The organism is Metabacillus sp. 22489 (assembly GCF_052044855.1).
In the GTDB taxonomy this organism is placed as follows: Bacteria; Bacillota; Bacilli; order Bacillales; family Bacillaceae; genus Metabacillus; species Metabacillus niabensis.
Window position 1 is genome coordinate 1 of sequence record NZ_JBQENT010000045.1, and the last position, 24,108, is coordinate 24,108.

A 24,108-nucleotide genomic window follows, 5' to 3' on the forward strand; every position below is an offset into this window, starting at 1 on the left:
ACTGGTATAACAATATACGATCAAAAGAAAAATTGACTGGACTAAGTCCGGTTGAATACCGAATTCAATCCAGCCAATCAGCTGCATAATAAAAACTCTAACTTTTAGGGGTAAGCTCCAAAGAGGGCTTTTTCTTAATTAGAATTCGTCAGGAATAAATTGGTATAATTTCAAATCAATTCGGTTATTTAAACCAATAATAATTCCTTCATCGGTCAGAAAGGTATATTGGGCATGGAACGCCTCAGGATCCTTCAGCGCAATTTCCCCCTTTGAATTCACAACTCTATGCCAAGGCAATTGGTGTTTTTCACTCATTGAATGAAGGATTCTTACAACCTGTCGGGCGCCTCTAGGACTTCCTGCTAGCCTTGCAATTTGTCCGTACGTCATGACTGTTCCAGGAGGAATATGTTTGATAATTCGTACTACGCGTTCTGTAAAGGGAAGCATTTCGAAACCTCTTTCATTAAAGCGATTAAGATGATACATTACCTTCAGTATTCATGGCAATTGCTTGTTTCTTATCCTGCGCAGTAGCAACGCGGAAAATCATTTCTAATTTAATTTCGTCCTCTTGAATACCGCGTGCATTACAAACACTTAATTGAAACTGTTTGTTATATTCAATCATCATCATAAGATCATTAATATCCGCAACACCAAAAACCTCTTTAACGACATCCTCATATTTTAACTCTTTACCAGTAGCGATTCTTTTTATCCCTGCTTCAGGGTTTTCCAAACAGTAAATCGTATCAGCATCTAAATTCATCCTTAACACCCTTTCCTTTTCCTATTTAATCGAATGAAATTAGTTGCTTTCATTCGGTTTTTCTAAATACTATGGGGATTATTCATGAAGATGTGGAAATGAAGAGCCTTATTACTTTCATCCTATAAAATAGAGAAGATCTTTAAAATGTGGTGTTTTTCTTACAACATTCTATTCTATTATAGCATAGAAAAAGCTAGAACGCCTGAGTGGAAAATAATGGTGTTTTTCGATTGGTCATAAATAGTTTAAATTACCTAGTTGCATAGTTGGAGGAAATACGTTTAATATAACAGTCTTATTTTTTTACTGGGGTATTGTTCTTAAATTATTTGATCGTATTATCAGTTCTTACATATAAAGGGGATTTATCTGTTCTGTGGAATATATATTTCATAATCTATTTTGGGGTGATGATTTTATGGATAGTGAACAGCGTAAAAAAATCATTGAAAAGTATCTTGAGTCTTACAATTCGTTTCATATCGAGCAAATGATAAAGCTTCTAGATAAAGAGATTGTATTTAGAAATTATTCCAATGGTGAATTGACTGCAGAAACAAAAGGTATAGATGAATTTAGAACGTTAGCTGAAAAGGCTGCGAAGGTTTTTTCTAATCGGCATCAGACAATGAGCGATTATCAGGAAATCGATGACAGAGTAAAGATACAAATTGAGTATGAGGCAACCCTTGCAATGGATTTGCCAAACGGATTAAACCGTGGTGATAAGCTACAATTAAAAGGAACATCAATCTTTCGTTTTCATGATGGGAAGCTCTTATTGATTGAAGATTTTAGCTGAACTGTTGAAAAATGTTCGTTATGATAGAAAAAAAGCATTTTTATTTGGTTACAATCATTAGGAGATAGAGGTGAATGAATTGGGGAGTTACATAAAATAAGTCCTCTTGAAGCAGCACATCAATTTATCGATAAGTATTTTCCAAAATGTCAAGGAGCTTTATTAGCCGGGAGTGTTATTCGTGGTGAAGGAACAGAAACATCTGATCTTGACCTTGTTATTTTCGATCAAAGCGTTCGTTCATCTTATCGAGAGTCGTTACTAGATTTCGGCTGGGCTATTGAAGTCTTTGTGCATAATCTTACCTCATACCAACAATTTTTCGAAGATCATCCTTACCAACTATGGTATCAGAAGGAATAATTCTAAAGGATGATGGTGTAGTTGAATGCATTAAAAAGGAAGCGAAAAAGCTTTTAGTCAAAGGTCCAGAAGAATGGTCTCTTGAAACGATCAATACAAAGCGATATTTTATAACTGATGCACTTGAAGATTTTATCGGTTGTTCTAATCGTGGAGAGGAAATATTTATTGCCAATACACTTGCAGAGCTAGCAAGTGAATTCGTGCTTAGAACAAATCGTAAATGGATGGGTGCATCGAAATGGACGGTTCGCTCATTAAGAAAATATGATGAAGAATTCACAAAACAATTGATCGAGGCCTTTGATCGTTTTTACCGAACTGGCAGCAAAACGGCAGTAATTCAATTAGTAGATCATATTTTACAGCCCTATGGCGGACGGTTATTTGATGGTTTTTCTTTAGGGAAAAGCAATTTGGAGTAAAAGTGATATGTTTGAAATAGAAATGTATGGAATATTCAAGTTGAAAATGAGATAATCAACTTGAAGGAGCTGGTAATTATGGAACTTATTGTCGGTGTTTTATCTGTTATAAGTGACTTCTTATCGACATTGGCACTTTCAGTTAGTCATTTTTTTCGGGAAAAATATGACGCCTATAAAGCATCAAGATGAGGACTAATCGCTTTGATTAGTCCCTTTTTTGTATATAGCTTTTCTTTCGATTAAATCTAGCAAAAATAGAGTTGCTTTTTTTGTAAATTTTCTTGGGTAGCTATGTTGATAGATAGGATAACGAGAACAAATAATTATTGCGTATTGGAGTGGAAAAATGAATAGACAAGAAAAAGTCATATATTTGATCCGTCATTGTGAGGCTAAGGGGCAAGAGCCTGATGCGGCTTTAACAAATAATGGTTTAATGCAAGCGAAGGAGCTTGCACAATTTTTCTTAGATAAACCGATCAATTGTATCATATCAAGTCCATATACAAGAGCATTAAACTCGATAAAACCATTAGCAGAACAGCTAGGACGTACGATTCAAGTAGACGACCGGCTATCTGAAAGGATTCTATGTAAGGCACCAAATGAAAACTGGTTGGAAATGCTAAAGGCAACATTTGCGGATTTGGAGCTTACGTATGAAGGTGGAGAATCAAGTAAGGATGCGATGAATCGAGGTAGTCATGTTATTAAGGAGTATTTACAAAAGGATGCAGAACATATAGCGATTGTTACTCATGGCAATTTAATGTCGTTAATCTTACACTCCTTTGATCAACGATTTGGATTTAATGAGTGGCGTCAGCTGACAAATCCCGATGTATATAAATTAACAGTTTTAGGGCATTCAGTTCATGTTGAGAGGATATGGGAGGCTTAAGTATATATTAAAGGAAAATATTTAGATTGAATCATGTTTGGTTTAACAATAGATGAAATTATCGAACGAAACAAAGAAGTGTTGCTAGATTATAGTAACAGGTAAATACAGGTATAGTAATTTTTTTCAAATGTCAGCTCCTCTAAATCTATTAATTTGAAACTTTTTCCTTTTATTAACGTAATCTAGTAATGACATTTATTTAGAAGAGGTGGATTTTTTGAAAACATTAAAGGTATTTTTCTGGATAACAGATGTAGGTTTTATCCTATATTGGTTCATTACTTTATTACATATTATTCCTGACTCCTATCTATTCAAAGATTATAACAATCCGATATTAAGTGCTTGGAATTGGTCATTCCTGCCATTAGATATCCTCATTTCAATAACTGGACTTACTAGTCTCTATTTCTATAAAAAAGGAAATCCAAATTGGAGTAAGATGGCACTGATTTCCTTGATTCTGACTTCCTGCTCCGGGTTACAGGCGATATCGTTTTGGGCAATAAGAAGTGATTTTGATCCTTCATGGTGGATACCAAATCTTTATTTGCTAATCTATCCATTGTTTTTTATTCCGAAATTTTTTAAGCTTGACGATCGTTCATTAGGTTCCTGAATAGATGGAGGAGAGAAAAAAGTGAGAACAATTGAAATGGTCCAAATTGTTGAAGAGAATATGGCTGAGTCAGGATGCTATTGTCTGCGGAGTAAGCCAAATTCAACAGGTTACATAAATAAGAACAAATGGCTTGTTGAGCGATTTAACGAAGGCTTAAAGTATGTAAAAATCATGGAGAATAACAAGCCAGCAGGGTTTATTGAATATGCGCCAATTGAAAATTGTTCACGTGCAGTCTATGGGGAAAATTATCTCGTTATTCACTGCTTATGGGTAAATATTACGGGAAAAGGCTATGCTACAAAGCTGATTGAACAAAGTATACAAGAGGCAAAGGAACAAAATAAAGCTGGTGTAATCGTCGTTACGAATCCTGACACCTCGTGGACACCTAGTAAGGAAATTTTTATGAAAAATAACTTTATTAAGGTTGATGAGGCACCATATGGATTTGAATTACTAGTTTATAAGCTAAAACATGCAGTTTCGCCATATTTCCCGAATAATTGGGATGAGCGACTTGAATCATTTAACGATTTAACAATCGTGCGTACACCGCAATGCCCATTTATCGATATTTCCACAGACAATATTGTGAAAGCAGCAAATCATTTAGGAATATTTTTAGAAATCATTGATTTTAAAACGAGAGAAGAATTACTGCACCTTTCCCCTACTCCATATGGTGTTTACGGAGTTATTTACAAGAATAAGTTAATTTCCTTTCATAGACTGACCGTTCACTCTGCAATGAAACGATTAAAGGAGCTAGTCTAATGGAACTTCATTTAAACGTATCTCAATGTAAAGCGGGTACGTTTTTTTATGTGAAAAATAGCGGTTCACTACTTCAATATGATGAAGCAAAAAAAATGAGAAAAATAGGTAACGCAAGTGAAAGTAATTCGTCTATATTGAAAAGGAGGAATATGGATGAAATGGAATTTATTAAGTATCTTCGTTTTGCTTGGAACGTTGATAATGGGATGTTCAAATAATGGCTTATCAGGGGAGAAACCGCCGAAAGCAACGATACAAATTGCGAATAAAAGCTATCCTACAACACTTGGATCCTATTGTTGGCATTCAAAAGGGGAAGGAATATGTGCCGATACAGCTGGACCAGTCGAATTATTAGAAGGGAAAAAGCCGATTGAAGTAAAAGCAGGGGAACAGATCACGTTTGAAATGGATTATGAGCCAAAGCCAAATGAAATCCATGTTTCCGAAATATACAATAATAAAGAATCTGAGGTTCCGGTTGAAAATAACCGTTTTTCTGCACCTATGGAAAAAGGTATATATTATTATTCATATGGGACTTGGTGGATGGATGAAAAGCAGGAAAACGTATCAAATGGAAGTGCTGTGTATGCATTTGTTATAGAGGTTAAGTAGGGAGATTAAACAAATCTCGTGAGTGAGGAGCGAGGGAAATGAAAATAATAGAGCTACCTATTAAATTTGAGTTTAATAGCCAAAAAAATTATCTTTATCCTAGTCTAATTATCGACAAAAATGAATTAACCCTTGTAGATACAGGATATTCAAATTTTCTATCGCTAATAGAAAATGAAATCAGAAAAAATCGTTATGAAATGAAGGATTTAAAAAATATCATTATTACACACTATGATGATGATCATATAGGTTCTTTGTATGATTTTAAAGAGAAATATCCTTGGATAACCATTATAGCTAGTGAGGTGGAAGCCAAATACATTAGTGGAGAAATAAAGTCAGAGAGACTCGTTCAAGCTGAAGAAATGCTTGAAAAAATGCCTGATGAAGAAATCGAGTTCGGCAAGTTTTTTATCCAACAGTTAAAAAACTTGAAGCATGTTCCGATCGATGTAAAAGTACGTGACGGTGATATGATTTTAGATAACAAATGTAAAGTAATCGCTACCCCAGGGCATACATCTGGGCATATTTCATTATATTTCCCAAGCTTACATAGTGTTATAACAGGTGATGCCGCTGTGAATGAAAATCAAAAATTAATCATTGCTAACCCACATTTTTGTTTAGATATTGAGACTGCAGAAAAGTCTTTGGATAAAATTAAAAATCTTAAAGCAGATACCTACTATTGTTATCATGGTGGGAAATTTCCTTAATAAAATAAGAGCAAGATGAAAAAGTGGAAAGAAGTTTAATCATACTTTGTCGTAATAAAATATACGTTCATTTCCAAATGCTGTATAATTCGCATAGGGAGTGATTATATGCTAGTAAAGATGAATCGTCAAGATTATGAATTATTAACACGTATTGACCTTAGCAAAGGATGCTTTGAACCTCTTATTAATGTGTATAAAGCTAGAATGAAAGAGGAAACCAGTATTCCTATTTCCGAAATGAAAGAACAGTTTTACAAGCAACTAACCGAAGGGCAGCAAGCATTATTTATGTTTTATGTGTATTATCATCATGTCAGTAAATCAATTCCTGAGTTTTATTGGTGGAGCGCATATTTTATGGCTCAGCCGAAAAGTTGGTCAGCACTTAATACTAGTATAAAGTATTTTGATGATGATTCGTTCGTTTCATTGCTTGATAAAATTGAATTAGTACTAAAACGACATGATCACCCAGCTACATTAGAAGACTTTGCGATTACCCGTGAGCATCTGAATTTTAATAAAGAGCTCCAGGAATCAATCAATTCGTTATATGACGAGTTCATAAAAATTGCCCCGATGACTATTTGCAATATAAATAAGTATATTGCAAATAACCTTCAACAATTTGTTGAAATAAACAATTAGATAATATTTAATTGAGGGGTGAAGATAAATAACTTCACCCTTTTACGATTGCTTGACTTATAACCTTGGCATTCGATTAGAAAAAGGTGTATACCATTGTGAAAGTACCTATAAATAGAATTAGTCCCAGATGCGAATTCTTGGAACTCCTGCTGTTCTTAAGTAATCGAGTAACTGACCTGTATGGACTGATTCATGATAGGCAATACGTAGGAGCATGTCACCTAAATCTCTTATGTATCCTGAGTCAGAGCGGTCAATTTTTATCGTTTGTAAATCTTCTTCAGAGTATGACTGAACTGTGTCGATGAACTTAGCTCGATAAGGCTCTGCAAACTCCAATTCAGCATGAACTGTAGTAAATGGTCTGTTTTCAAAAGGGGAATTGAAGGCAGATAAACTTCCTCTATTTAAAAGGGCAAGATGGTAATAATGTTCACTTTCAAGTACATGTCGAATCATTTCAATACAGCTCATGGCTTCAGCATCAGGCTTCCAATGGAGCTTATCCTCATGGATAGATGTCCAAACCTTTATGCTTCTTCTTCTAACTTCATTAAAATTTAAAATAATTAAATCAATGGAATTCAAAGAACTCCCTCCTTTACTCGCTTATGAATATTATACACGAATATATGTTCGTTTCAATGTGCTGTTGAAGAAATTTTCATACTTTTTTGAGAGCGCTCTATTAAATTTGGGTGTTGATTTCGTGAACGTCTGTGGGGCTCCCGTTGACACACTTCTCTAAGCAGCGGTCTTCAATCAACAAAAGCCATTGAAAAAGCTAATAATCTGCTTACATCTTTCCGTAATGTTCCATTTAAAGCAGGAATGTACAGAAAAATCGTTGAATTAATATAGTAAAAAAGGAGAAAAAACGTTGAAAAAAAGATTAACGATGCTTTTTCTTTTACTAAGCGTTGTCATCCAAACGGTTGGCTTAGCTATTGATTTTCCATGGGAAGGAATCATTATTTGGTCATTATCGGTCATTTGTATCCTTGCTGCTGCGTATTTTACAAAGTATTTGCCAACGGGAAAATCTGATAAATGATTTTAGCTTATTTAATCCACGACTAGTGACATGTTGAGAACGGAAAAAGTGCATAAATAATTTGATTGGGGTGTAGGTAGTGGTTAGAAGAAGATAGATAGCCTCCTAAATAGAATATCGGATTGTTTTTAGGAGGCTATTTTACTTATAGGAGATGGATGAAGATGAAGCAAAATAAATATGATGATATTCAGTTTTTTTCAGAATATGAAAAAATGCCCCGTTCAGTTAAGGGACTTGAGGCTGCTGGTGAATGGCACGTTCTAAAAACGCTGCTGCCTGAGCTGAAAAATAAAAGCGTACTTGATTTAGGCTGTGGCTTCGGCTGGCATTGTAGGTACGCAAGGGAGCAACAAGCAAGCTCTGTTATCGGAGTTGATATTTCTGAAAAGATGCTACAAAAGGCACGTGAGAAAACGGATGATCCAGCGATTTCATATATTCAAATGCCGATAGAGGAAATAGATTTTTCAAATGGTCAATTTGATGTCGTGCTCAGTTCGTTAGCTTTCCATTACATTCAGTCTTTTAGGGAAGTCTGCAAAAAGGTATATGATAGTTTAAAGCCTGAAGGTTCTTTTGTTTTTTCAGTAGAGCATCCAATTTTCACGTCACGAGATGAGCAAGATTGGTATTATGATGACAAAGGGAACAGATTGCATTGGGCGGTTGACCATTATCAATCAGAAGGAATTCGTGAAACAACATTTCTAACGAATAACGTCATAAAATATCACCGGACGATTTCAACTTATTTAAATGACGTAATGAAGGCAGGTTTTACAATTAGTGCTGTTGAAGAACCGATCCCTTCTGTGGAAATGCTAAACACGATACCTGACATGAAAGATGAACTTCGTAGACCTATGTTTTTAATTATTTCGGCAAAAAAGTAAAATGCTAAGCTAGATTGTTTTTCTTAGAAAAGAACGATAATGGCAGCGGAGAATCCGTTGCCTTTTCTTACTAATGAGAGAAATAGATAAATATAAGACTTGCTGAGGATAAAGATATAAAACAATTAATAAGAATGGGGATGAAGGATGGATTTGATATTAGAAACTGAACGTTTAATTTTACAGCCTTTTAAGGAAGAAGATGCAATTAGAATTCGAGATTTAGCAAACGACAAAGTATTGGCGGATATCATCGGTCTTCCACATCCTTACGAATTAAAACATGCTAAGGAATGGATATCAATTCAACCAAAGCAAATGAACGAAGGGGATGAATACCCTTTAAAAATCGTTTGCAAGCAATTAAATGAAATAATCGGCACGATTACGTTAAGGGTTGATAAACATCATAATAAAGGTGAGCTCGGGTATTGGATTGGGAAAGATTATTGGGGAAAAGGGTTTGCGACGGAAGCGGTAAAGAAGATAATCGAATTTGGATTTAACTTGAGCTTAAACAAAATTTGCGCATCAGCGATAACAAGAAACATCGCATCGAAAAAAGTACTAGAGAAGGCAGGCTTAAAAAAGGAAGGAACATTAAGGCAAAATAAACGTTTGCAAAATACGTACGAGGATGTTGATGTGTATGGTCTTCTGCAAAACGAGTATAAACGTTGCAAGCCATAGTTAACAAACAGAAGGAGTTTACGTACAAAAATTCGCAAAAAAAGATCTTCCTCGGTTGGAAGATCATCCGATAAATTTCTTATTTAATAAATATAATAAGCTAATTATGCCCTGCTAGATGTGACTGGCTCCCAACTAATTGCTCAGCGTCAGCAGTTGATTCATATCTAGTTTTATCAACTCGGTCAATTTTGCATAGCAGTTAAATCATTTTTATTAAAAATACACCACTGAGCATGATAACTAGACCTAATATTTGAATTGGGACTATTCGATTCTTAACAGATTTTAATAGTCCGAATTGTTCGACTAGAAGGCTACCAGTAATCTGACCAAATAAGACAAGAATTACGGTTTGTCCCGTACCAATTTGCCCAACAAGATAAACGTTAATTAGTACATAAATTCCACCTATAATACCACCAAGCCAAACCCACCAAGGGGCAGATTGTTTGATAGGCTCCTTGATATTAGTGAAACTCCGCTCTTTTATGCCTACAAGAATCATTAACGTTACGGAACCAATAAAGAAGGAAACAAATGCAGCATGGAACGGAGAATCGAGAACGACTCCTAGCTTTCCATTGATAGCTGCCTGAATAGACATAAACATTCCTGCCCCGATTCCAATCATACGCCATGTCCAGCGGTTTACCTGATTTTGCTTTGTTTTTTCGGAGGCATGACGGTTTGCTTTAACTTCTGGTACAACTACAGCTAAAACTACACCTAATAAGAGTAAGAAAACACCGAGTATTCGGCTTATCCCAAAGGACTGTTCTATTGAGTTAAACCATCCGAAATTATCAATTAACATTCCCATCATAATCATGCCTATAATAGGCATAACAGATGTCTCCACACTCCCAAGTTTAGGGAAGAGAAGAATATTTGTCGTTAGTGCAATCACACCACAAAAACCTCCAAACCAAATCCAAATTGGTTGGCTTGAGATCAGACTTAAAGGAATTCCTAATGGTGATCCACTTATTATGGTAATAATAGCTAAAAAAACTGTACCAATTAAAAATGAGACCATTGAAGCTAAAAAAGGAGAAATAACAAATTTCCTCAATTGAGAATTAATGGCTGTTTGTATAGCCAAGCTGAATCCAATTCCGATGCCTAAAAGAGCCGCGAACATTCTTCCACCTCATTTCTATAAAAACCCACGAATCTTATTATGTCACAAAAATAAGTAGACTTTAAACTTATTTGTATCGAATTTTTGCCTAATCCTATTATTCAAGTAGAATGGCTTTTCCAAAGGATGGTGGAAAAGGAAATACATATGTCTAAAGACATCTAGAAATATTTTTATATGAAAAAAACAGAAATAATTGGGAGGGATGTTCTTGAACGCATCAAAAGAGTTCGTATTAAGCTTTTTACTAATAATCAGTTGGTTTATTTTTGCTATAAGTGTGTATCTACTTTATTGGGCAATTATTATGCCTGTGCTTGGAGCAATTCCCTTCTTATTTCTTTCGTTATCGGTTTATTATGCTTCTACTGTTCAAGAAAACTTGATGATAAGAAAAAGGACAATTAGATACCTATGTAAATCGAGGTTTAATTATTGTAATGTAGTTCCGTTAGATATGCTAATTCCTGCTATTCTTAGCTGCGGTATTAATCTTTCGAACTCTCACACATTTTTGATATATTTAATGGAGCAAACTACTTCAGCATACGCTGAATACTAGTTAAATAGTTTATAAAGATAGTGATCCTACAGCGAAAGAGCTGGTTTTACGAAGGATATAGAGCACAATCAAAATCTTGTAAGAAGTGTATAACTTATAGATAGTTTTCTTATATTTTCTAACTTTATTGTTATTGATAAATTTATATTTACATAAAATGTTAACTTCAGTATTATAGAAATAATATTTAAATGCGTTGAAGAGAAAAGTAGATAAAATCATTTCTTTCCAGAGAGCTCCGTATGGTGAAAAGGAGTAAGGATGATTTATTGAAACAAGCCTCTGAGTATGATATCGGAACCTTTTGGGGGATGGTATGACGGGAGCTCCCGTTATAGAGCTAAGGTATAGGATGATTGTACCTGAAAAGATTAATATGGTGACATATTAATAAACTGGGGTGGCACCACGATTTAAAAAATCTCGTCCCCAAGACTTTAGCTTATATAGTCTTGGGAACGGGATTTTTTTGCGTATTCTAATAAATAATTTAAGCATTTTAGTTTTTTTATTGTACTAGGGGGATTTATTGATGAACATAAAGAAAAAACTAGTGACCTGGAAATATCCGGCAATTTTGTTGCTGGGAATTGGAATCTCAAATATCGGTGATTGGATTTATTTCTTATCTCTTAATTTAATCGTTTTGGATATGACTGGTTCACCACTTGCGGTATCAGGCCTTTATATTATAAAGTCTTTGGCTACTTTATTTTCTAACTTTTGGGCAGGTAGTATGATTGACCGCTTAAACAAACGAAAATTAATGGTTTTTCTTGATTTATTCAGAGCTACGTTTATAGCGATATTACCTTTCTTTTCATCTATTGCGCTAATTTATATGATTGTATTGATTATCAATATGGCCAGTTCAATATTTGGGCCAACATCAATGACTTATATAACAAAGCTAATTCCGCAAGAACAAAGAAAGCAATTTAATTCTCTTCATAGTCTAGTTACATCAGGTGCATTTTTATTAGGTCCAGCAGTCGCAGGATTATTGTTTTTAATGGGTACTCCAATATTTGCAATCTATATAAATGCAGTTGCTTTATTTATATCAGGAATGATTACGTTAGGAATGCCTGATGTGGAGAAGGGAGCTTTTGTTCCTTCGGCGAGTAACAGATTATCATTGGAGATAATAAAAAAGGATTGGTCTGTTGTTGCCCAATACAGTTCCCGAAATCGTTATGTCATGATGATTTACTTTTTGTTTAATGGCGTAATGGTTATTATGGCGAGTGCTGTTGATTCACTCGAAGCTACTTTTGCGAAAGAGGTCCTTTTATTATCTGACAGTGAATATGGCTTTCTCGTCACGATAGCTGGAGCAGGTATTGCGGTTGGAGCGTTTATTAACGCCTTTCTCGTGAAAAAGATTGAAACCTCATTATTGATTGGTCTAGGTTCTGTTCTAGTCTCAGCTGGGTATCTCATTTATGCCTTTTCAAGCTCGTTTTTCGTTGCGGCAATTGGTTTCTTTCTCCTTGCCTTTTTTATCGCTTATGCGAATACTGGCTTTCTTACATTCTATCAGAACAATATCTCTGTTGATGTGATGGGACGGATCGGGAGTGTATATAGTCTAATACAAGCAATTTTAGTGATTATCGTAACAAGCATTATGGGGATTATAGCTCAAAATGGTTCTATTCAAACTGTTGTTATAATAGGAGTTTTATTGATGATGATTTTATCGATAACATTATGTACCCTCTGTTTTTTACCATCAAAAAGGCTATTATACCAGTCAGCATCTGTTGAAACTAAGGGGGTGTAACATAGTTTGTCAGAATTAGTATCACCAGCTCTCGAACGATGGAACAGAATTAAATAAGACAGAGCCTTCTTTTTAGAATACTTGAATTTTGCTTAATTAAAGGATTATGAAATCTTGTAATTAATGTAAATCGTCAGTTAGGTGGAGGAAGGATAAATTAAATTCATGTGGAATTAATGGGAGAAACTTAGGTATCAAGTAATTGGGGGGATATTTGTGCAAACAAATCAAAGGGAAAAAGTAATCAATTCAATAGAAAAGTCATTTATCAAACAAGTACAAAAGGACAAAAATTTAGAGAGTGCATTTTTACTAGTTCATTCAGAAAGAAATAGTATCCATTTACATATTGCAGAAGGAGCAATGAATCCAAAACAGCCAGCTTATATGGCAAGTGTTGGGAAAATATTCACGTCGGTATTGATTAGTATGTTATATGAAAATGGGAAAATATCATTCGAAGATAGGATGACCAACTATTTAAATCCAGAAATAGTTAAACACCTTAATGTTTATGAAGGGAAAGATTATACAAATGACATTAAAATTAAACATCTTCTAAATCAAACATCTGGTTTGTATGATAATTTCCGTCCATTACTAAATAAGGTTCTTGATGATCCAAACTTTACGATAAGTCCACAAGAGGCAATCATTTGGGCAAAAACACATCAAAAACCTCATTTTCCTCCAGGTAATGGCTTTAAATATACCGATACAAACTATCATCTATTAGGATTAATAATCGAAAACCTAACTGGTATACCTTTTCATGAAGCTTTGAAGCAATTTATTTATCAACCCCTCGGTATGATGAACTCATCTATGCTACACTATTCCGATCCACTAGACAAAAATACCCAACATTTATCAGACTTTTATATTAACAAAAACAAATTAACTAATCACAAAGGATATGCAGGCCTCGACTATGCTGGTGGTGGAGTAGTATCTACTGGAGAAGATCTGTTGAAATTTATGAAAGCGTTAGTATCCTATCAGTTGGTAAAAAAGGAAACACTTGAGATGATGATGAACGATAAAGCGAAATATGGTGTAGGAATTGATTATGGATATGGGATTATGCAGTTCAAAACAGTTCCACTTCTAATGCCGAAAATATTTAATGTCTGGGGACATGCAGGTGCTACAGGGTCCTATATGTTTTATCACCCAAAGATGGATACCTATTTAATTGGGACGTTTAATGATTTTTCCTATGAAAGAAAAGGGGTCAAATTTATGTTAATGAAGGTAATAAATAAATTAAATAAAATTATATAAAAGATATGTGTTTTCTCAAATAAAGGGTAGTGATCCGTCAATAAAGAAGAATCGTATTTTTTATTGCACTATTTTGAAACTTAACATCTGAACTGATGAAAAAAATAAAGATCCTCAGGAAGATACGTATATAGAGTTCAAATTATCTCAAGTTTAAAGGAGAACTTTAATATCCAAGTCAAGACAAACAACGAATAAAGAAACTCGATGCACACCTTGACGAAAGGAGCCTTACTGTTCATATAAAGTACTAGAAACTTATGAAATTCTGCGAATAAGTGAGCATTCGAGAGATATACGTATCAAACTGAGGGAGTTTAAGAAGAAAAAGCCTAAAATTGATAGCATAGTAGGCTTCTTCTATACAACCTCAATTAAATTATGAAACAAGCTTTAGCCCTATTGCTGCACCTAAAACCATAAAGATGAAGACTAACCTTTTCCAATCTTTTGATTCCCCGTATAGCAGCATTCCAAGGATTGCTCCACCAGAAGCGCCGATCCCTGTCCAAATTGCATAAGCTGTACCCATAGGGAGTGTTTCCATAGCATAAGAAAGAAATAGGAAACTTGCTCCAAATCCAACAACTAATAGAACAAGGGATTTCCAATTACGGTCCTTATGAAGTTTATTTATCATCACAACCCCAAACATTTCACATAAACCAGCTAAAATTAAAGAAATCCAAGCCATTAAGAATCAGCCCCTTCCTTACCTTTATCGGTAGTAACTAATTTCAATCCAATTACACCCGCTAATAACAGTAAAATCATTAGTATTTTACTTATTTTGAATGGTTCTCCAAAGATAAGGATATCAGCAATAACGGTTCCTGCTGTACCTAATCCTACAAAAACTGCATATACAGTCCCTACGGGAAGCTTTCGTCCCGCCATAATCATTACATAGAAACTGATAATGATTGATATAACGGTTCCAGCCCAAGTCCAAAAGTCATCAGCGTGTTTCAATCCAATAACCCAAAACACTTCAAAAAAAGCAGCAACAATTACTTTCATCCAGTTTGTGTTCATTTACATGACACCTCCAATTTTATTGACAAAAAACAAAAAAGCCTGAGAGAAACTGATAAACAGTTATCTCCCAGGCTTTTATCCTTCCGTGACACAGCAGGTGCTGTGAGTTTTCTCTCGGACCAGACCAATCGTAAATTGCGGAACCCTAGAAAACCTTTAACTATGCAATTGATTTATATTTTACACAAATATTATACGAATTCAATGGGAAATTATGACAAATAATAAAATCCGTTTTCTGTCCCTACTTGAATCGGAATGAAATAATAAAGAAGCTATTTACAATGTCATAACGACTGTCAGTTCAGTATATTTTTTTTAGAAAAGCACTTAAATTTAAACTATCCTTCTTCTCCATAGTACTAAACCTATCCACATAATTAAGAGCAGGGCTATTATCAACGTAATGACCCAAGAAAAAGGATTTTCCGCAACAATTGGTAAATTGACATTCATCCCAAAAAAGCTAAATACAAGCGTAGGAAGAGTTAAAAATACTGTAAATAACGTTAGAGTTTTCATTGTATTATTTAATTCATTGGATATTAGCGATGAATAAGAGCCGGTTATACTGCTCAAAATTCTTGTATATAATTCTGTCGTTTCAATTCCTTGTGTATTTTCAATTCTTACTTCCTCTAAAAGCTCTTTATCTGCATCATATAATTTTACAGACGTAGTCAAAAACATTTTTCTTAGAACGTCGCCATTAGCCTTTAAAGAAGTGAGGAAATAAACAAGACTTTTTTCAATCTCCATAAGGTCATAAAGTTGCTTGTTTGTTAAAGAATCGCGCAAAGTCTTCTCAATTTTAAGGCGTTGTTTGTTAAGCTGTTTTAAGTTCTCTATATATAGTGTTGAAATCGCCAATAAAATCTCTAATGCGAACCGGCTCTTCATCGTTGTGTTGACATTTTTCTTGATTAAATTTTCGATTAAGCTGCTTGGCTGATTACAAACAGTGATAAAGTAATTAGAACTTAACGTTATTCCAATAGGGATTGTAATATAAGAATGAAAATGCTGATTGCTGCTATCAATGATCGGAAAATCATTGATTATTAACGTGCAATTCGTTTCTTTATCATATTCAACTCGAGCACTTTCTTCTAAATCTAACGGACTTTCCAAAAATTCAAAGGGAATTTTGCATTGTCTAGAAACGAGATTGAGTTCTTCGAATGTTGGATTAGAAATATTTATCCAGCAGTTTTCTTCAATATTGTTTATTTCAACGATTTTACCTTCATGCGATGTTTTGTATATATTAAGCATTTTTTCCACCTCTTTTTACTCTATAAAAGGAAATGTTATGATACCGACAAATTAAGTCGTATTGAGTTCTACATAAATATTAGTAAGTTGTTGTTACATTCTCTTTGGAAATATGAGGAGAAATTAAACACCTCAAATATAACCTTTTAAACCATATACTACAGGGATCCTCAGCGTCCATTTCATCCTCACCTCCAAAAAAAATCCCCTTTCTTATATAGAAAGGGGTTCAAAAAGTAAAATGAATCGTACATTTAGAATGGTCCCCCCACGTTGAGTTTTAGCACTGTATAGCATAGGTTAATACCAGCTACGTTAAGAAAAACCTTAATCCGATTTTTCCTGTTGACCCATTGGCGTCTTTCGACATTTTTGGGCAGCAGCGTATCTCTATACAGGAGCCTCACCTAACAGAAGACTTATTTAACTATAAATCACCTTACTTAATTTTTACGATTGTGTCAACAAAATATTATGATATCCCGATATAGGTGAATTTTGTGTCTGGTCTTATTAAAACATTTAGCAGTGTAGTTTCATACTAAATGGACGGCTGATATGAAAGGTCTGTAAAGCCTTATCAATTATCTGATTATTAAACTCCTTCCTCAATCAGTATGAAATAGTTTGATGTTAATGATGAATAATCCCACTTGAGATAGAGAGGTTCCTTTCTACTCGACTAATGTGAATAAGTAACTTTATATGGTAATTTTCGTCTATTATGTAAAAGGAGGGAAACCGATTGTTTCAGAAGTTATTCTATACCGTGGTTGCATTAACTTTATTTACGTTTACTGGATGCTCTAATGAAGGGGACACAACGAAAGTATCAATTGACACTATTGATGCCGATGAGGTGTTAAGATTAGACTCTAATGCCGATATTTTTCAGTATGATGGAGTCATCTACAAATCTAATGTTGATTGGGTAGATAAATTGTCTTTATCAAAGGATGTTCAAATCGGTGAAATTAAAACGAAAAATGATACGAATACAGATTTTTATGATGGGATGTCGAATAAACTTCCAGTTGGTACAAAGATTTTTTCAGCGAAGGAAAGAGGGGACATTTTAATTGTTGAATCAGGAGATTCAGTATTAAAATACCTAGCCATTGTTGAAGGGTAAAGCAATTTTGTCATTATTAAAAAGAAAAGTTGTGAAATGGTTGTTCTATATATGGATATAGTTAGTTGACTAGGTGGTTTAAAGGATTTGTAAGAGTAAGATTTTGGTATGGAGGTTTAAAGTGAAATTCTTTAGAAATATGTCTAAAATCGAGCAAATTCATTGGAGAAAAGGTGCAATCTTTGGGTTTTACACCTATATGTTTCTATTATTTATAAACTATACTTACTCTTCACTAAGTGGAACTGAGCCTATTCCTACTAATGTGATTTTTTGGTCGGGATTGTTAGCAGCCTTTGGGTACGAGTTTATTTTAAATTTAAAGTCTAAGCTGAAAGTGAAAAAACTTAACGAATAGTAATATAGCGATACTTCAATTAAGGAGCATCGCTTTTTTTCTTCAAATAAAGATGGAGCATCGTGAAGTCGGAGTTTCAATTAGTTAACAATTTTCATTTACATACATAGAATACCTATGTATAATTAAACAACCAAGTTCACTTTATGAGTAAGGAGTTTTATAATTGAATTTTTCTTTTATAGGTCTGATATTGCAAATCATATTTTTTCTATTTATTTCCGTCTTTAATTCCGCAAGAGTGTATATTATCGAACATTTTTCGGTATATCCAATTGCTTTTTTTGAATTATTTCTTGGAGTGGCAAGTTTAGTTTGCGGACTACTTGGACTTATAAAAAAGGAGAATATAGTACTTTCCATCTTTGTACTAATATTGGGATTCTTAATTTCTTTCTATTTTGTTTTTGTATATCTTTTACCAGAAGCAGGTACACCTCCAGTTATACGCTGGTTTTATTAAATAAAGCTCTTGTTCTATAAGGTTTTTTCCGTTAATAGATATAATATATCTATTAACGTAGTTTTTCTACGATAATAATAAGCAGGATTGTATTTATCAGCTTAGCTATTTATGGAAAAACACAGTAGCTTATATTGATTGTGTAGCTCGTTTAAGTATGACAATTTACTAACTAGATTGAGTAGTAAAAGACCTCTTCATCCCAATGTGATTTCAGCAAGCATAATGAATTGGAAAGAAACTGTTTCGAGGAGAAATATTTGAACAAATTCATAAAAATATATAAAAAAGCCTGCAGAAAATTAACTCTGCAAGCTTAAAAGCTGACTAACAAAATGTGTCTTTTGATGATGGAACCCGTAGCCCAAATAATGGACGGATAAATAATGCAACGAATGTTCCGAGCATCGCCATGACGGCCCAAACCCATCCGTGAATGCTAAAGGAAGAGATACCGCCAAAATAGGCACCAATGTTACATCCGAATGCAAGACGGGAACCATATCCCATTAATAAGCCTCCAAGAATAGCAGCTCCAGCTACACCTAATTTTATTTTTTTAGGCTTAAAGGTACCTTGGAAGGAAGCGGAAATAAACGCACCCAAAATGATTCCAAAGTTCATCACACTCGTTGAATCCGCTAGGACTGTGTTTTTAAGTGCTTCTCCGTTTGCACCGGCAAAATAACCCCAGCTGGAAACATCCATTCCCACTATATCAAGGAATTTTCCACCCCATAAAGCAAAGGCAGAAGTGATTCCCCATGGATTTCCGCGAATTGTAAGGACTAATGCATTTAGTACTGCTAAAACAATCGCTGCCGTAAATAATGGCCATGACCCACGTAAAACCTTTTTCCAACCAGTTGTTGTCGGAAGTGGCTTCATCATTGGAGGGTTTTTCTTTTTCGCAATCTGAATAGTAATCAAGTAGATCACAATAAATGCGACCATTTGAATAAGCCAAGCGCCAAAATATCCAAGACTAGTAGTTTCTGCTAAAGAAATCGGCGGTAGGGCAGGTGTGCTATTCCAAAATGGCAGATGATAAGCTCCAAGAGTTGAACCTGAAATAAAGGCGATTAAAGTGAGGATCATTGAAGATGAGCCTCCACCTAAATTATATAACGTTCCTGAGGCACATCCATTTCCGAGCTGCATGCCTATTCCAAAAAGAAAAGCCCCAAAAATAACGCTAACCCCAACAGGAGAGACATACCCCTGTGGTGTAATACCTGTAAAGCTAAAGCCAGTACTTAGAATAATAGCAAATAATGTAGTTGAGACGGCAAACATTAACATATGTGCCTGAAGTCCTTGAACATTTCCTACTGAAACAAGTCTTCGAAAAGCTGAAGTGAATCCGAAGCGGGCATAAAGCAATGTTGCTCCTAATACTAAACCTATAATGAATAGGCTGCCTTGTATCCAATTAGTTGCATGAACAATCGCAAATAATAGAATAAGAGATATAATAACCCCGACTGCAACGAATCCCTTTTGCATTGGGCTAAGGTTTGTTACATAAGTCGTTGAAGCGGATTTAACATTCAACTGTTTAGTAGTATTTACTGCTGTTTGTGACAATTTCATTCACCTCAATAACCTATAGGATAAGTATGATTTAAAATACTTTCCTATACTAATACAATATAAATCAAATGTAAAGAAATAAAGGTTTTCCAGTTTTTATTAAAAATGACTCTAATAACGTGATGCAAAACTTTATTTAAGAAGCATCGCTTTTTTTATTAGTTTTTCCTTCCTTTTAAAAATGCGATTTCTTTCAACTCCAGTGAGCTACATTAGTATTTGACGCTGTTATAGTAGGATTTTATAATGAAAATATATTCATTCATTAAAAAAGGAGAATCCTTATGAAAAAAGATGATGATAAGGTAAAAATTATTAAAGCGGATAGAATTGATAAAGATATTGATGTAAGAAATCAAATGGCTGAAATTTTTGCTGAAGGCTTTGCTCAATGGCTTGTTTATTTTTCAAAGGACAAAAACATACTAGCAAAGGCTTTTGCACACATGTTTGTTTTAGACCAATTCTATGTAGCTATGGTAGATAATAAGGTCGCAGGAATGACAGCATGTACAGATGGTAACACCTTATCTGTACGATTAAATAAAAATGAATTAAGAAAGTATCTAGGTTTTATCAAGGGGAGTATGGCCGGTATCTTTCTTAAAAAGGAATTTGAAGCTCCTTATAAAGATTTTCCAACCAAAACAGGATCAATTGAGTTTGTTGGAACAGCTTCTGAATTCAGAGGGAAGGGTGTTGCCTCACAAATGATTCAGCATATTATTCAAAATACCCCTTATCATCATTATCTAATTGAAGAGGTTGCCGACACGAATATTCCGGCAATGCGTTTGTATGAGAAATTAGGGTTTAAAGAATATAAACGAAAACCTATACCGGAAAAGATAGCAAAGAAAAATGGGATTAATAATTTATTGTCATTAAGATACGAGGAAAAATAAAGATATGTTTTCCTGTTAAAGGAGGGAGAGCTTTTGCCTAGAACAAAAGAACAATTTGAGGCAATGAGATTGGCAACTAAAAACAAAATACATTCCTCTGCGATTAAACTATTTGCTAAGAAAGGATTCGCGGCAACTGGAGTACAAGATATTGCAGAAAGTGCTGGCATCAGCACTGGACTACTGTATCGTCATTACAAAACGAAAGATGATTTATTTAATGAGCTAATATCCTATGCAACTTTAGGTTTAGAGCATATTGTTAAACGGTTTGAAGATGACTTGCCGCCAAATGAAGTTTTCAAAGAATTTTCATTAGAGATATTAAATGACTTTAAAAAAGATGATGAATTCGCAAATTTTCTTATGATTATGAACCAGGCTATTTCAGCAGATAATCCATCTCATCAAGTTCAACAACTAAAAAAGCAAAGTGAAGCCATGATGAAACAAACTGTCATTCTTATCAAAAAGGGACAGAAGCTTGGTCAGTTTAAAAATGGAGATGCTACAGAAATGGCATATTACTTTTTCGCCTCAATACAAGGGTTATCAATGATGAAACTATTGTTAGGTGAACAATTTATTACACCAAGTTTAAATATAGTAACATCTGCTTTATTGAAGGAAGACTATTAAGCTTGAAAAAGGTAAGGCTATAAAGATACTTTCACTAAAGGTTAGCCTGCGTTCTATTTTTAAAAGCATGTTTTGAAATAACTTCAAAACATGCTTTATTTGACTTAACTCTGATACCAATATAAAGCGAAGTCAGTCATTGTCGAAGCATACCCTTGTTGTCTTAACATCGTTGTGACATTCCCTCGATGATAAGTACCATGATTAGCAACATGAAATAAAATTTCTGAGTAAGCAGTATCTCTAGCACCTGACCAAGGATTATTCAAATTCATTTTTTGTTCTAAATCTTTTTGGCTATTCATCCATTCTTCGTACTGTGAAGCTACTTCTTCAAAAGACTTAATAAATTCATCTACAGAATATGAGTTAGTCCTTTCTAATAAAGCCATAGAACCTTCCAATGCTTCTTGCATCTCAATTCCTTTAAGTGCTTGTAACCACATAACATCTACTACATAAATGTGACTAAACGTCTGAGCAATATTTGGATATGAACTACTAACCTCTTCATATAGAACATTGCTTGGTAATTCTTTTATTCTTTCTAGTAACACCTTATTGGCCCAAACATGGTATTCATACATATGTTTTGCATGGTTCATTTAACATCTACTCCTTAACCTTATTTGTTTTAAACTTGATGTTTGTATTATAAAAAAAGATATATGACAGCAGCCTGTCATATATCTTCATAAACTTTTATTATTTTTCTTGCTTCATCTATTAAAATGGATTGCAGTTCCACTGGTTGTATAATTTTAATTCCACTACCGAAGCTTAAAAGAATCGATATAAGCCAACCAGCATTCAGTGGTTGATAAACAGAAATAGTAAATATCATACTTCCATCACTATTCATGACTTTTGAAGAATTTTGGAATTGGTCTAATACATTAGCTAAGGAGTTAGGATTCACCCAGATGACTACATCCTCAAATCCTTGAAGATTGCCGTTTGAATAAGATGAATCACCTTTCATTTCGTGATTCTGTAGAAACCTTTCTTCTGTCAGGGTAATCCTCATCATACGCGACACTCTAAATTCTCTATAATTCTGACGTTCCCTGCAATAACCATATAAATACCAGTTATTAAACTTATAATGAAGATGAATAGGTTCTAATTCACGTGATGTAAATTCGTTTTTATAACTAACATAATCAAAGCGGATTACCCTTTTTTCATGAATTGCCTTTCGCAATTCCATTAACGAATTCGATTCTGTTCTATAGCTTTCTAAGTCAACAGATAAAGTTTTATTGTTTCCACTTGTATCAAGCAATTTTAATCTTTCTATCGTATGCTCAACTTCCTTATCTTCAAAAATACTCGATAAACTACTTAATACTGTAATTAGATTCACTATGTCATAAGAACCAATTAAGCTTTTATCAAATTTATAACCTTCTATAATACCGAACCCGCCGTTCGTTCCATGGTAAGAAACGACAGGTATTCCGGCCGCACAAATAGCTTCAATGTCTCTATAAATAGTCCGTGTTGATACTTGAAACTCATCAGCTAAACTAGAAGCCGACAAGATTTCATTGTTTAAGAGCTTGAATATGATGGATATTAAACGTTCTAATTTCAATTTTCATTTCCTTTCTTCATTCATTAAACGATTCTCTTGCCTTTGTTTCTTACGGAACAAGACGTTTTAATTGGATAATAGTCAGGTTGTACACTTTGTACTTAAACAATATTGGCAGAAGAGAAGGATTGAATGGGCATATGAAACTTTTTCGTTAAATGAACGTAATTAAAAACGATTGTAAAATTAATCTGGATAATAGAAAACACAGATGAAAAAGTCTTGAATTTTTTTAAGGAATTTATTTCTTTTCCTTTTTTCACTTGGTTATTCTTTACTATTATACTAGATTTAAAAGCTTTTTATGGTTTGCTGGTAACAGCTTCAATCATTTTGTTGTTTAGTATTTAGATGTTGAGGGATCTGCTTTTGGTTATGGAAGAAAGGATTTTTAGATTTTTTAAGCTTTTAAATAACACATAGATATAGGTAAAGGGTGAGTATATGGAAGCAGCATTATTGGTGTTAGATGTTCAAAACGATTTTACTAATGACAATGCCCGGATGCCAGTAGCAAAAAATCAAGTAATGCCGATGATAACGTGTATTAATAATGTTATCGAAAAGGCTTTGAAAGAAAAGATACATATTATCTATATAGGAAATGAGTTTGAAAAAAATCAATATATATCAAACTGGTTTCGCAAAAATGCTTCTTTAAAAGGTAGTGAAGGGGCAAAGCTAAATGAACAGCTTAAAATTGTAGGTAATCTATATTTCTCAAAAAAACAAGGGAACGCTTTTAGCAATTCTAGTTTAGTTCGATACATCGCGGATAATCATATAAAGGATGTATACGTTGTCGGTTTATTTGCTGAAGGGTGTGTTTTAGCGACTGTGAAAGGTGCTCTACAAAATGATTTGACAGTTACTCTAATTGAAGATGGCATAGCAGGTGCGAATGATAAAAAAAAGAATAATGCTCTTCGTAAAATTGAGAGGTTAGGAGCAACTATAGTAAGCTCATCCTTATTATTAAAATAATGCTTCTATATTAATTTATTGAACAAGTCTTTAGCAT

The 24,108-nt window shown here is 34.1% G+C and carries 30 protein-coding genes, 2 riboswitches and 1 other annotated feature; of the genes, 20 read left to right on the forward strand and 10 right to left on the reverse strand.

Features of this window, described 5'->3' with window-relative positions:
* On the forward strand, positions 1 to 89 hold an 89-nt coding region (locus tag ACTJJ9_RS20835; protein WP_440768581.1), incomplete at its 5' end, for an IS3 family transposase.
* Positions 90 to 138: 49 nt separating this feature from the next.
* On the opposite strand, the gene ACTJJ9_RS20840 is transcribed toward ACTJJ9_RS20835, so the two are convergent.
* Both ACTJJ9_RS20840 and ACTJJ9_RS20845 read right to left on the reverse strand, forming a co-directional pair.
* Positions 139 to 453, reverse strand: a complete 315-nt coding sequence (locus ACTJJ9_RS20840; RefSeq protein ID WP_440768855.1) for an MGMT family protein — start codon at positions 451 to 453, stop codon at positions 139 to 141.
* 25 nt (positions 454 to 478) lie between these two features.
* Positions 479 to 775, reverse strand: a complete 297-nt coding sequence (locus ACTJJ9_RS20845) for a hypothetical protein (protein WP_095299567.1) — start codon at positions 773 to 775, stop codon at positions 479 to 481.
* Positions 776 to 1,196: 421 nt separating this feature from the next.
* Here ACTJJ9_RS20845 and ACTJJ9_RS20850 point away from each other — a divergent pair, with 421 nt between their 5' ends.
* The 9 genes from ACTJJ9_RS20850 to ACTJJ9_RS20890 all read left to right on the forward strand — a co-directional run bounded on the left by ACTJJ9_RS20850 (position 1,197) and on the right by ACTJJ9_RS20890 (position 6,668).
* A complete protein-coding gene (locus ACTJJ9_RS20850) occupies positions 1,197 to 1,580 on the forward strand; it encodes a nuclear transport factor 2 family protein (protein ID WP_145581230.1) in 384 nt (127 codons plus the stop codon).
* A 344-nt stretch (positions 1,581 to 1,924) separates the two neighbouring features.
* A complete protein-coding gene (locus ACTJJ9_RS20855) occupies positions 1,925 to 2,368 on the forward strand; it encodes a nucleotidyltransferase (RefSeq protein WP_440768856.1) in 444 nt (147 codons plus the stop codon).
* Between the two features lie 349 nt (positions 2,369 to 2,717).
* Positions 2,718 to 3,272, forward strand: coding sequence for a histidine phosphatase family protein (locus tag ACTJJ9_RS20860; RefSeq protein WP_145581173.1), 555 nt, complete (start codon positions 2,718 to 2,720; stop codon positions 3,270 to 3,272).
* A 220-nt stretch (positions 3,273 to 3,492) separates the two neighbouring features.
* A complete protein-coding gene (locus ACTJJ9_RS20865; RefSeq protein ID WP_145581172.1) occupies positions 3,493 to 3,894 on the forward strand; it encodes a YvaD family protein in 402 nt (133 codons plus the stop codon).
* Positions 3,895 to 3,915: 21 nt separating this feature from the next.
* Positions 3,916 to 4,674, forward strand: coding sequence for a GNAT family N-acetyltransferase (locus ACTJJ9_RS20870; RefSeq protein ID WP_145581171.1), 759 nt, complete (start codon positions 3,916 to 3,918; stop codon positions 4,672 to 4,674).
* The gene (locus tag ACTJJ9_RS20875) at positions 4,674 to 4,895 is read left to right on the forward strand and encodes a hypothetical protein (protein ID WP_186324140.1); all 222 of its coding nucleotides are present in this window, start codon (positions 4,674 to 4,676) and stop codon (positions 4,893 to 4,895) included. Before ACTJJ9_RS20870 ends, ACTJJ9_RS20875 begins: the two co-directional genes overlap by 1 nt.
* Positions 4,831 to 5,295, forward strand: coding sequence for a hypothetical protein (locus ACTJJ9_RS20880; RefSeq protein ID WP_186324139.1), 465 nt, complete (start codon positions 4,831 to 4,833; stop codon positions 5,293 to 5,295). Before ACTJJ9_RS20875 ends, ACTJJ9_RS20880 begins: the two co-directional genes overlap by 65 nt.
* A gap of 38 nt (positions 5,296 to 5,333) precedes the next feature.
* Entirely contained in the window at positions 5,334 to 6,017 is a 684-nt protein-coding gene (locus tag ACTJJ9_RS20885) for an MBL fold metallo-hydrolase (protein WP_145581170.1), read from the forward strand.
* 108 nt (positions 6,018 to 6,125) lie between these two features.
* The gene (locus tag ACTJJ9_RS20890) at positions 6,126 to 6,668 is read left to right on the forward strand and encodes a hypothetical protein (RefSeq protein ID WP_145581169.1); all 543 of its coding nucleotides are present in this window, start codon (positions 6,126 to 6,128) and stop codon (positions 6,666 to 6,668) included.
* A 120-nt stretch (positions 6,669 to 6,788) separates the two neighbouring features.
* Here ACTJJ9_RS20890 and ACTJJ9_RS20895 read toward each other — a convergent pair whose 3' ends face one another.
* On the reverse strand, positions 6,789 to 7,259 hold the full coding sequence (locus ACTJJ9_RS20895; RefSeq protein WP_145581168.1) for a DinB family protein: 471 nt from the start codon (positions 7,257 to 7,259) through the stop codon (positions 6,789 to 6,791).
* A 292-nt stretch (positions 7,260 to 7,551) separates the two neighbouring features.
* On the opposite strand from ACTJJ9_RS20895, the gene ACTJJ9_RS20900 reads away from it, so the two are divergent.
* The 3 genes from ACTJJ9_RS20900 (at position 7,552) to ACTJJ9_RS20910 (ending at position 9,311) form a co-directional block, all read left to right on the forward strand.
* Positions 7,552 to 7,725 (forward strand): hypothetical protein, encoded by a 174-nt coding sequence (locus ACTJJ9_RS20900; RefSeq protein WP_170944291.1) that lies wholly within the window; start codon positions 7,552 to 7,554, stop codon positions 7,723 to 7,725.
* Between the two features lie 164 nt (positions 7,726 to 7,889).
* Entirely contained in the window at positions 7,890 to 8,621 is a 732-nt protein-coding gene (locus ACTJJ9_RS20905) for a class I SAM-dependent methyltransferase (protein WP_145581167.1), read from the forward strand.
* 147 nt (positions 8,622 to 8,768) lie between these two features.
* Positions 8,769 to 9,311: a GNAT family N-acetyltransferase gene (locus tag ACTJJ9_RS20910; RefSeq protein WP_145581166.1), complete on the forward strand. Its 543-nt coding sequence runs from the start codon at positions 8,769 to 8,771 to the stop codon at positions 9,309 to 9,311.
* Between the two features lie 202 nt (positions 9,312 to 9,513).
* Here the strand turns inward: ACTJJ9_RS20910 and ACTJJ9_RS20915 are convergent, their stop codons facing one another.
* Positions 9,514 to 10,455: a DMT family transporter gene (locus ACTJJ9_RS20915; protein ID WP_440768857.1), complete on the reverse strand. Its 942-nt coding sequence runs from the start codon at positions 10,453 to 10,455 to the stop codon at positions 9,514 to 9,516.
* A gap of 749 nt (positions 10,456 to 11,204) precedes the next feature.
* Positions 11,205 to 11,451, forward strand: a binding site (T-box leader).
* A gap of 104 nt (positions 11,452 to 11,555) precedes the next feature.
* On the opposite strand from ACTJJ9_RS20915, the gene ACTJJ9_RS20920 reads away from it, so the two are divergent.
* Positions 11,556 to 12,803: an MFS transporter gene (locus tag ACTJJ9_RS20920; RefSeq protein WP_095299625.1), complete on the forward strand. Its 1,248-nt coding sequence runs from the start codon at positions 11,556 to 11,558 to the stop codon at positions 12,801 to 12,803.
* A 216-nt stretch (positions 12,804 to 13,019) separates the two neighbouring features.
* A complete protein-coding gene (locus tag ACTJJ9_RS20925; RefSeq protein ID WP_145581164.1) occupies positions 13,020 to 14,087 on the forward strand; it encodes a serine hydrolase domain-containing protein in 1,068 nt (355 codons plus the stop codon).
* A 379-nt stretch (positions 14,088 to 14,466) separates the two neighbouring features.
* Here the strand turns inward: ACTJJ9_RS20925 and ACTJJ9_RS20930 are convergent, their stop codons facing one another.
* From ACTJJ9_RS20930 to ACTJJ9_RS20940, 3 genes are all read right to left on the reverse strand, one after another.
* A complete protein-coding gene (locus ACTJJ9_RS20930; RefSeq protein ID WP_145581163.1) occupies positions 14,467 to 14,781 on the reverse strand; it encodes a DMT family transporter in 315 nt (104 codons plus the stop codon).
* Positions 14,781 to 15,122, reverse strand: a complete 342-nt coding sequence (locus ACTJJ9_RS20935; RefSeq protein WP_145581162.1) for a DMT family transporter — start codon at positions 15,120 to 15,122, stop codon at positions 14,781 to 14,783. The genes ACTJJ9_RS20930 and ACTJJ9_RS20935 overlap by 1 nt, the downstream gene beginning before the upstream one ends.
* Before the next feature lie 65 nt (positions 15,123 to 15,187).
* Positions 15,188 to 15,285, reverse strand: a riboswitch (guanidine-I (ykkC/yxkD leader).
* Positions 15,286 to 15,461: 176 nt separating this feature from the next.
* Positions 15,462 to 16,400, reverse strand: coding sequence for a magnesium transporter CorA family protein (locus ACTJJ9_RS20940; protein WP_095299593.1), 939 nt, complete (start codon positions 16,398 to 16,400; stop codon positions 15,462 to 15,464).
* Positions 16,401 to 16,659: 259 nt separating this feature from the next.
* Positions 16,660 to 16,822, reverse strand: a riboswitch (M-box (ykoK) riboswitch).
* Between the two features lie 323 nt (positions 16,823 to 17,145).
* Here ACTJJ9_RS20940 and ACTJJ9_RS20945 point away from each other — a divergent pair.
* Both ACTJJ9_RS20945 and ACTJJ9_RS20950 read left to right on the forward strand, forming a co-directional pair.
* Entirely contained in the window at positions 17,146 to 17,532 is a 387-nt protein-coding gene (locus ACTJJ9_RS20945) for a hypothetical protein (protein WP_145581161.1), read from the forward strand.
* Between the two features lie 121 nt (positions 17,533 to 17,653).
* Positions 17,654 to 17,890 carry a hypothetical protein gene (locus ACTJJ9_RS20950; protein WP_095299595.1) on the forward strand — a complete coding sequence of 79 codons (237 nt, stop codon included), beginning with the start codon at positions 17,654 to 17,656 and terminating at the stop codon, positions 17,888 to 17,890.
* Between the two features lie 790 nt (positions 17,891 to 18,680).
* Here the strand turns inward: ACTJJ9_RS20950 and ACTJJ9_RS20955 are convergent.
* Positions 18,681 to 19,859: a YeeE/YedE family protein gene (locus ACTJJ9_RS20955; RefSeq protein WP_145581228.1), complete on the reverse strand. Its 1,179-nt coding sequence runs from the start codon at positions 19,857 to 19,859 to the stop codon at positions 18,681 to 18,683.
* Between the two features lie 371 nt (positions 19,860 to 20,230).
* Here ACTJJ9_RS20955 and ACTJJ9_RS20960 point away from each other — a divergent pair, with 371 nt between their 5' ends.
* Both ACTJJ9_RS20960 and ACTJJ9_RS20965 read left to right on the forward strand, forming a co-directional pair.
* Positions 20,231 to 20,851: a GNAT family N-acetyltransferase gene (locus ACTJJ9_RS20960; RefSeq protein WP_145581160.1), complete on the forward strand. Its 621-nt coding sequence runs from the start codon at positions 20,231 to 20,233 to the stop codon at positions 20,849 to 20,851.
* A 33-nt stretch (positions 20,852 to 20,884) separates the two neighbouring features.
* Entirely contained in the window at positions 20,885 to 21,490 is a 606-nt protein-coding gene (locus ACTJJ9_RS20965; RefSeq protein ID WP_145581159.1) for a TetR/AcrR family transcriptional regulator, read from the forward strand.
* 104 nt (positions 21,491 to 21,594) lie between these two features.
* Here the strand turns inward: ACTJJ9_RS20965 and ACTJJ9_RS20970 are convergent, their stop codons facing one another.
* Both ACTJJ9_RS20970 and ACTJJ9_RS20975 read right to left on the reverse strand, forming a co-directional pair.
* Positions 21,595 to 22,095, reverse strand: a complete 501-nt coding sequence (locus tag ACTJJ9_RS20970; protein WP_145581158.1) for a DinB family protein — start codon at positions 22,093 to 22,095, stop codon at positions 21,595 to 21,597.
* A 77-nt stretch (positions 22,096 to 22,172) separates the two neighbouring features.
* Positions 22,173 to 23,087, reverse strand: coding sequence for a helix-turn-helix transcriptional regulator (locus ACTJJ9_RS20975; protein WP_174880483.1), 915 nt, complete (start codon positions 23,085 to 23,087; stop codon positions 22,173 to 22,175).
* Between the two features lie 444 nt (positions 23,088 to 23,531).
* On the opposite strand from ACTJJ9_RS20975, the gene ACTJJ9_RS20980 reads away from it, so the two are divergent.
* The gene (locus ACTJJ9_RS20980) at positions 23,532 to 24,071 is read left to right on the forward strand and encodes a cysteine hydrolase family protein (protein ID WP_145581156.1); all 540 of its coding nucleotides are present in this window, start codon (positions 23,532 to 23,534) and stop codon (positions 24,069 to 24,071) included.
* Positions 24,072 to 24,108 lie beyond the last annotated feature (37 nt).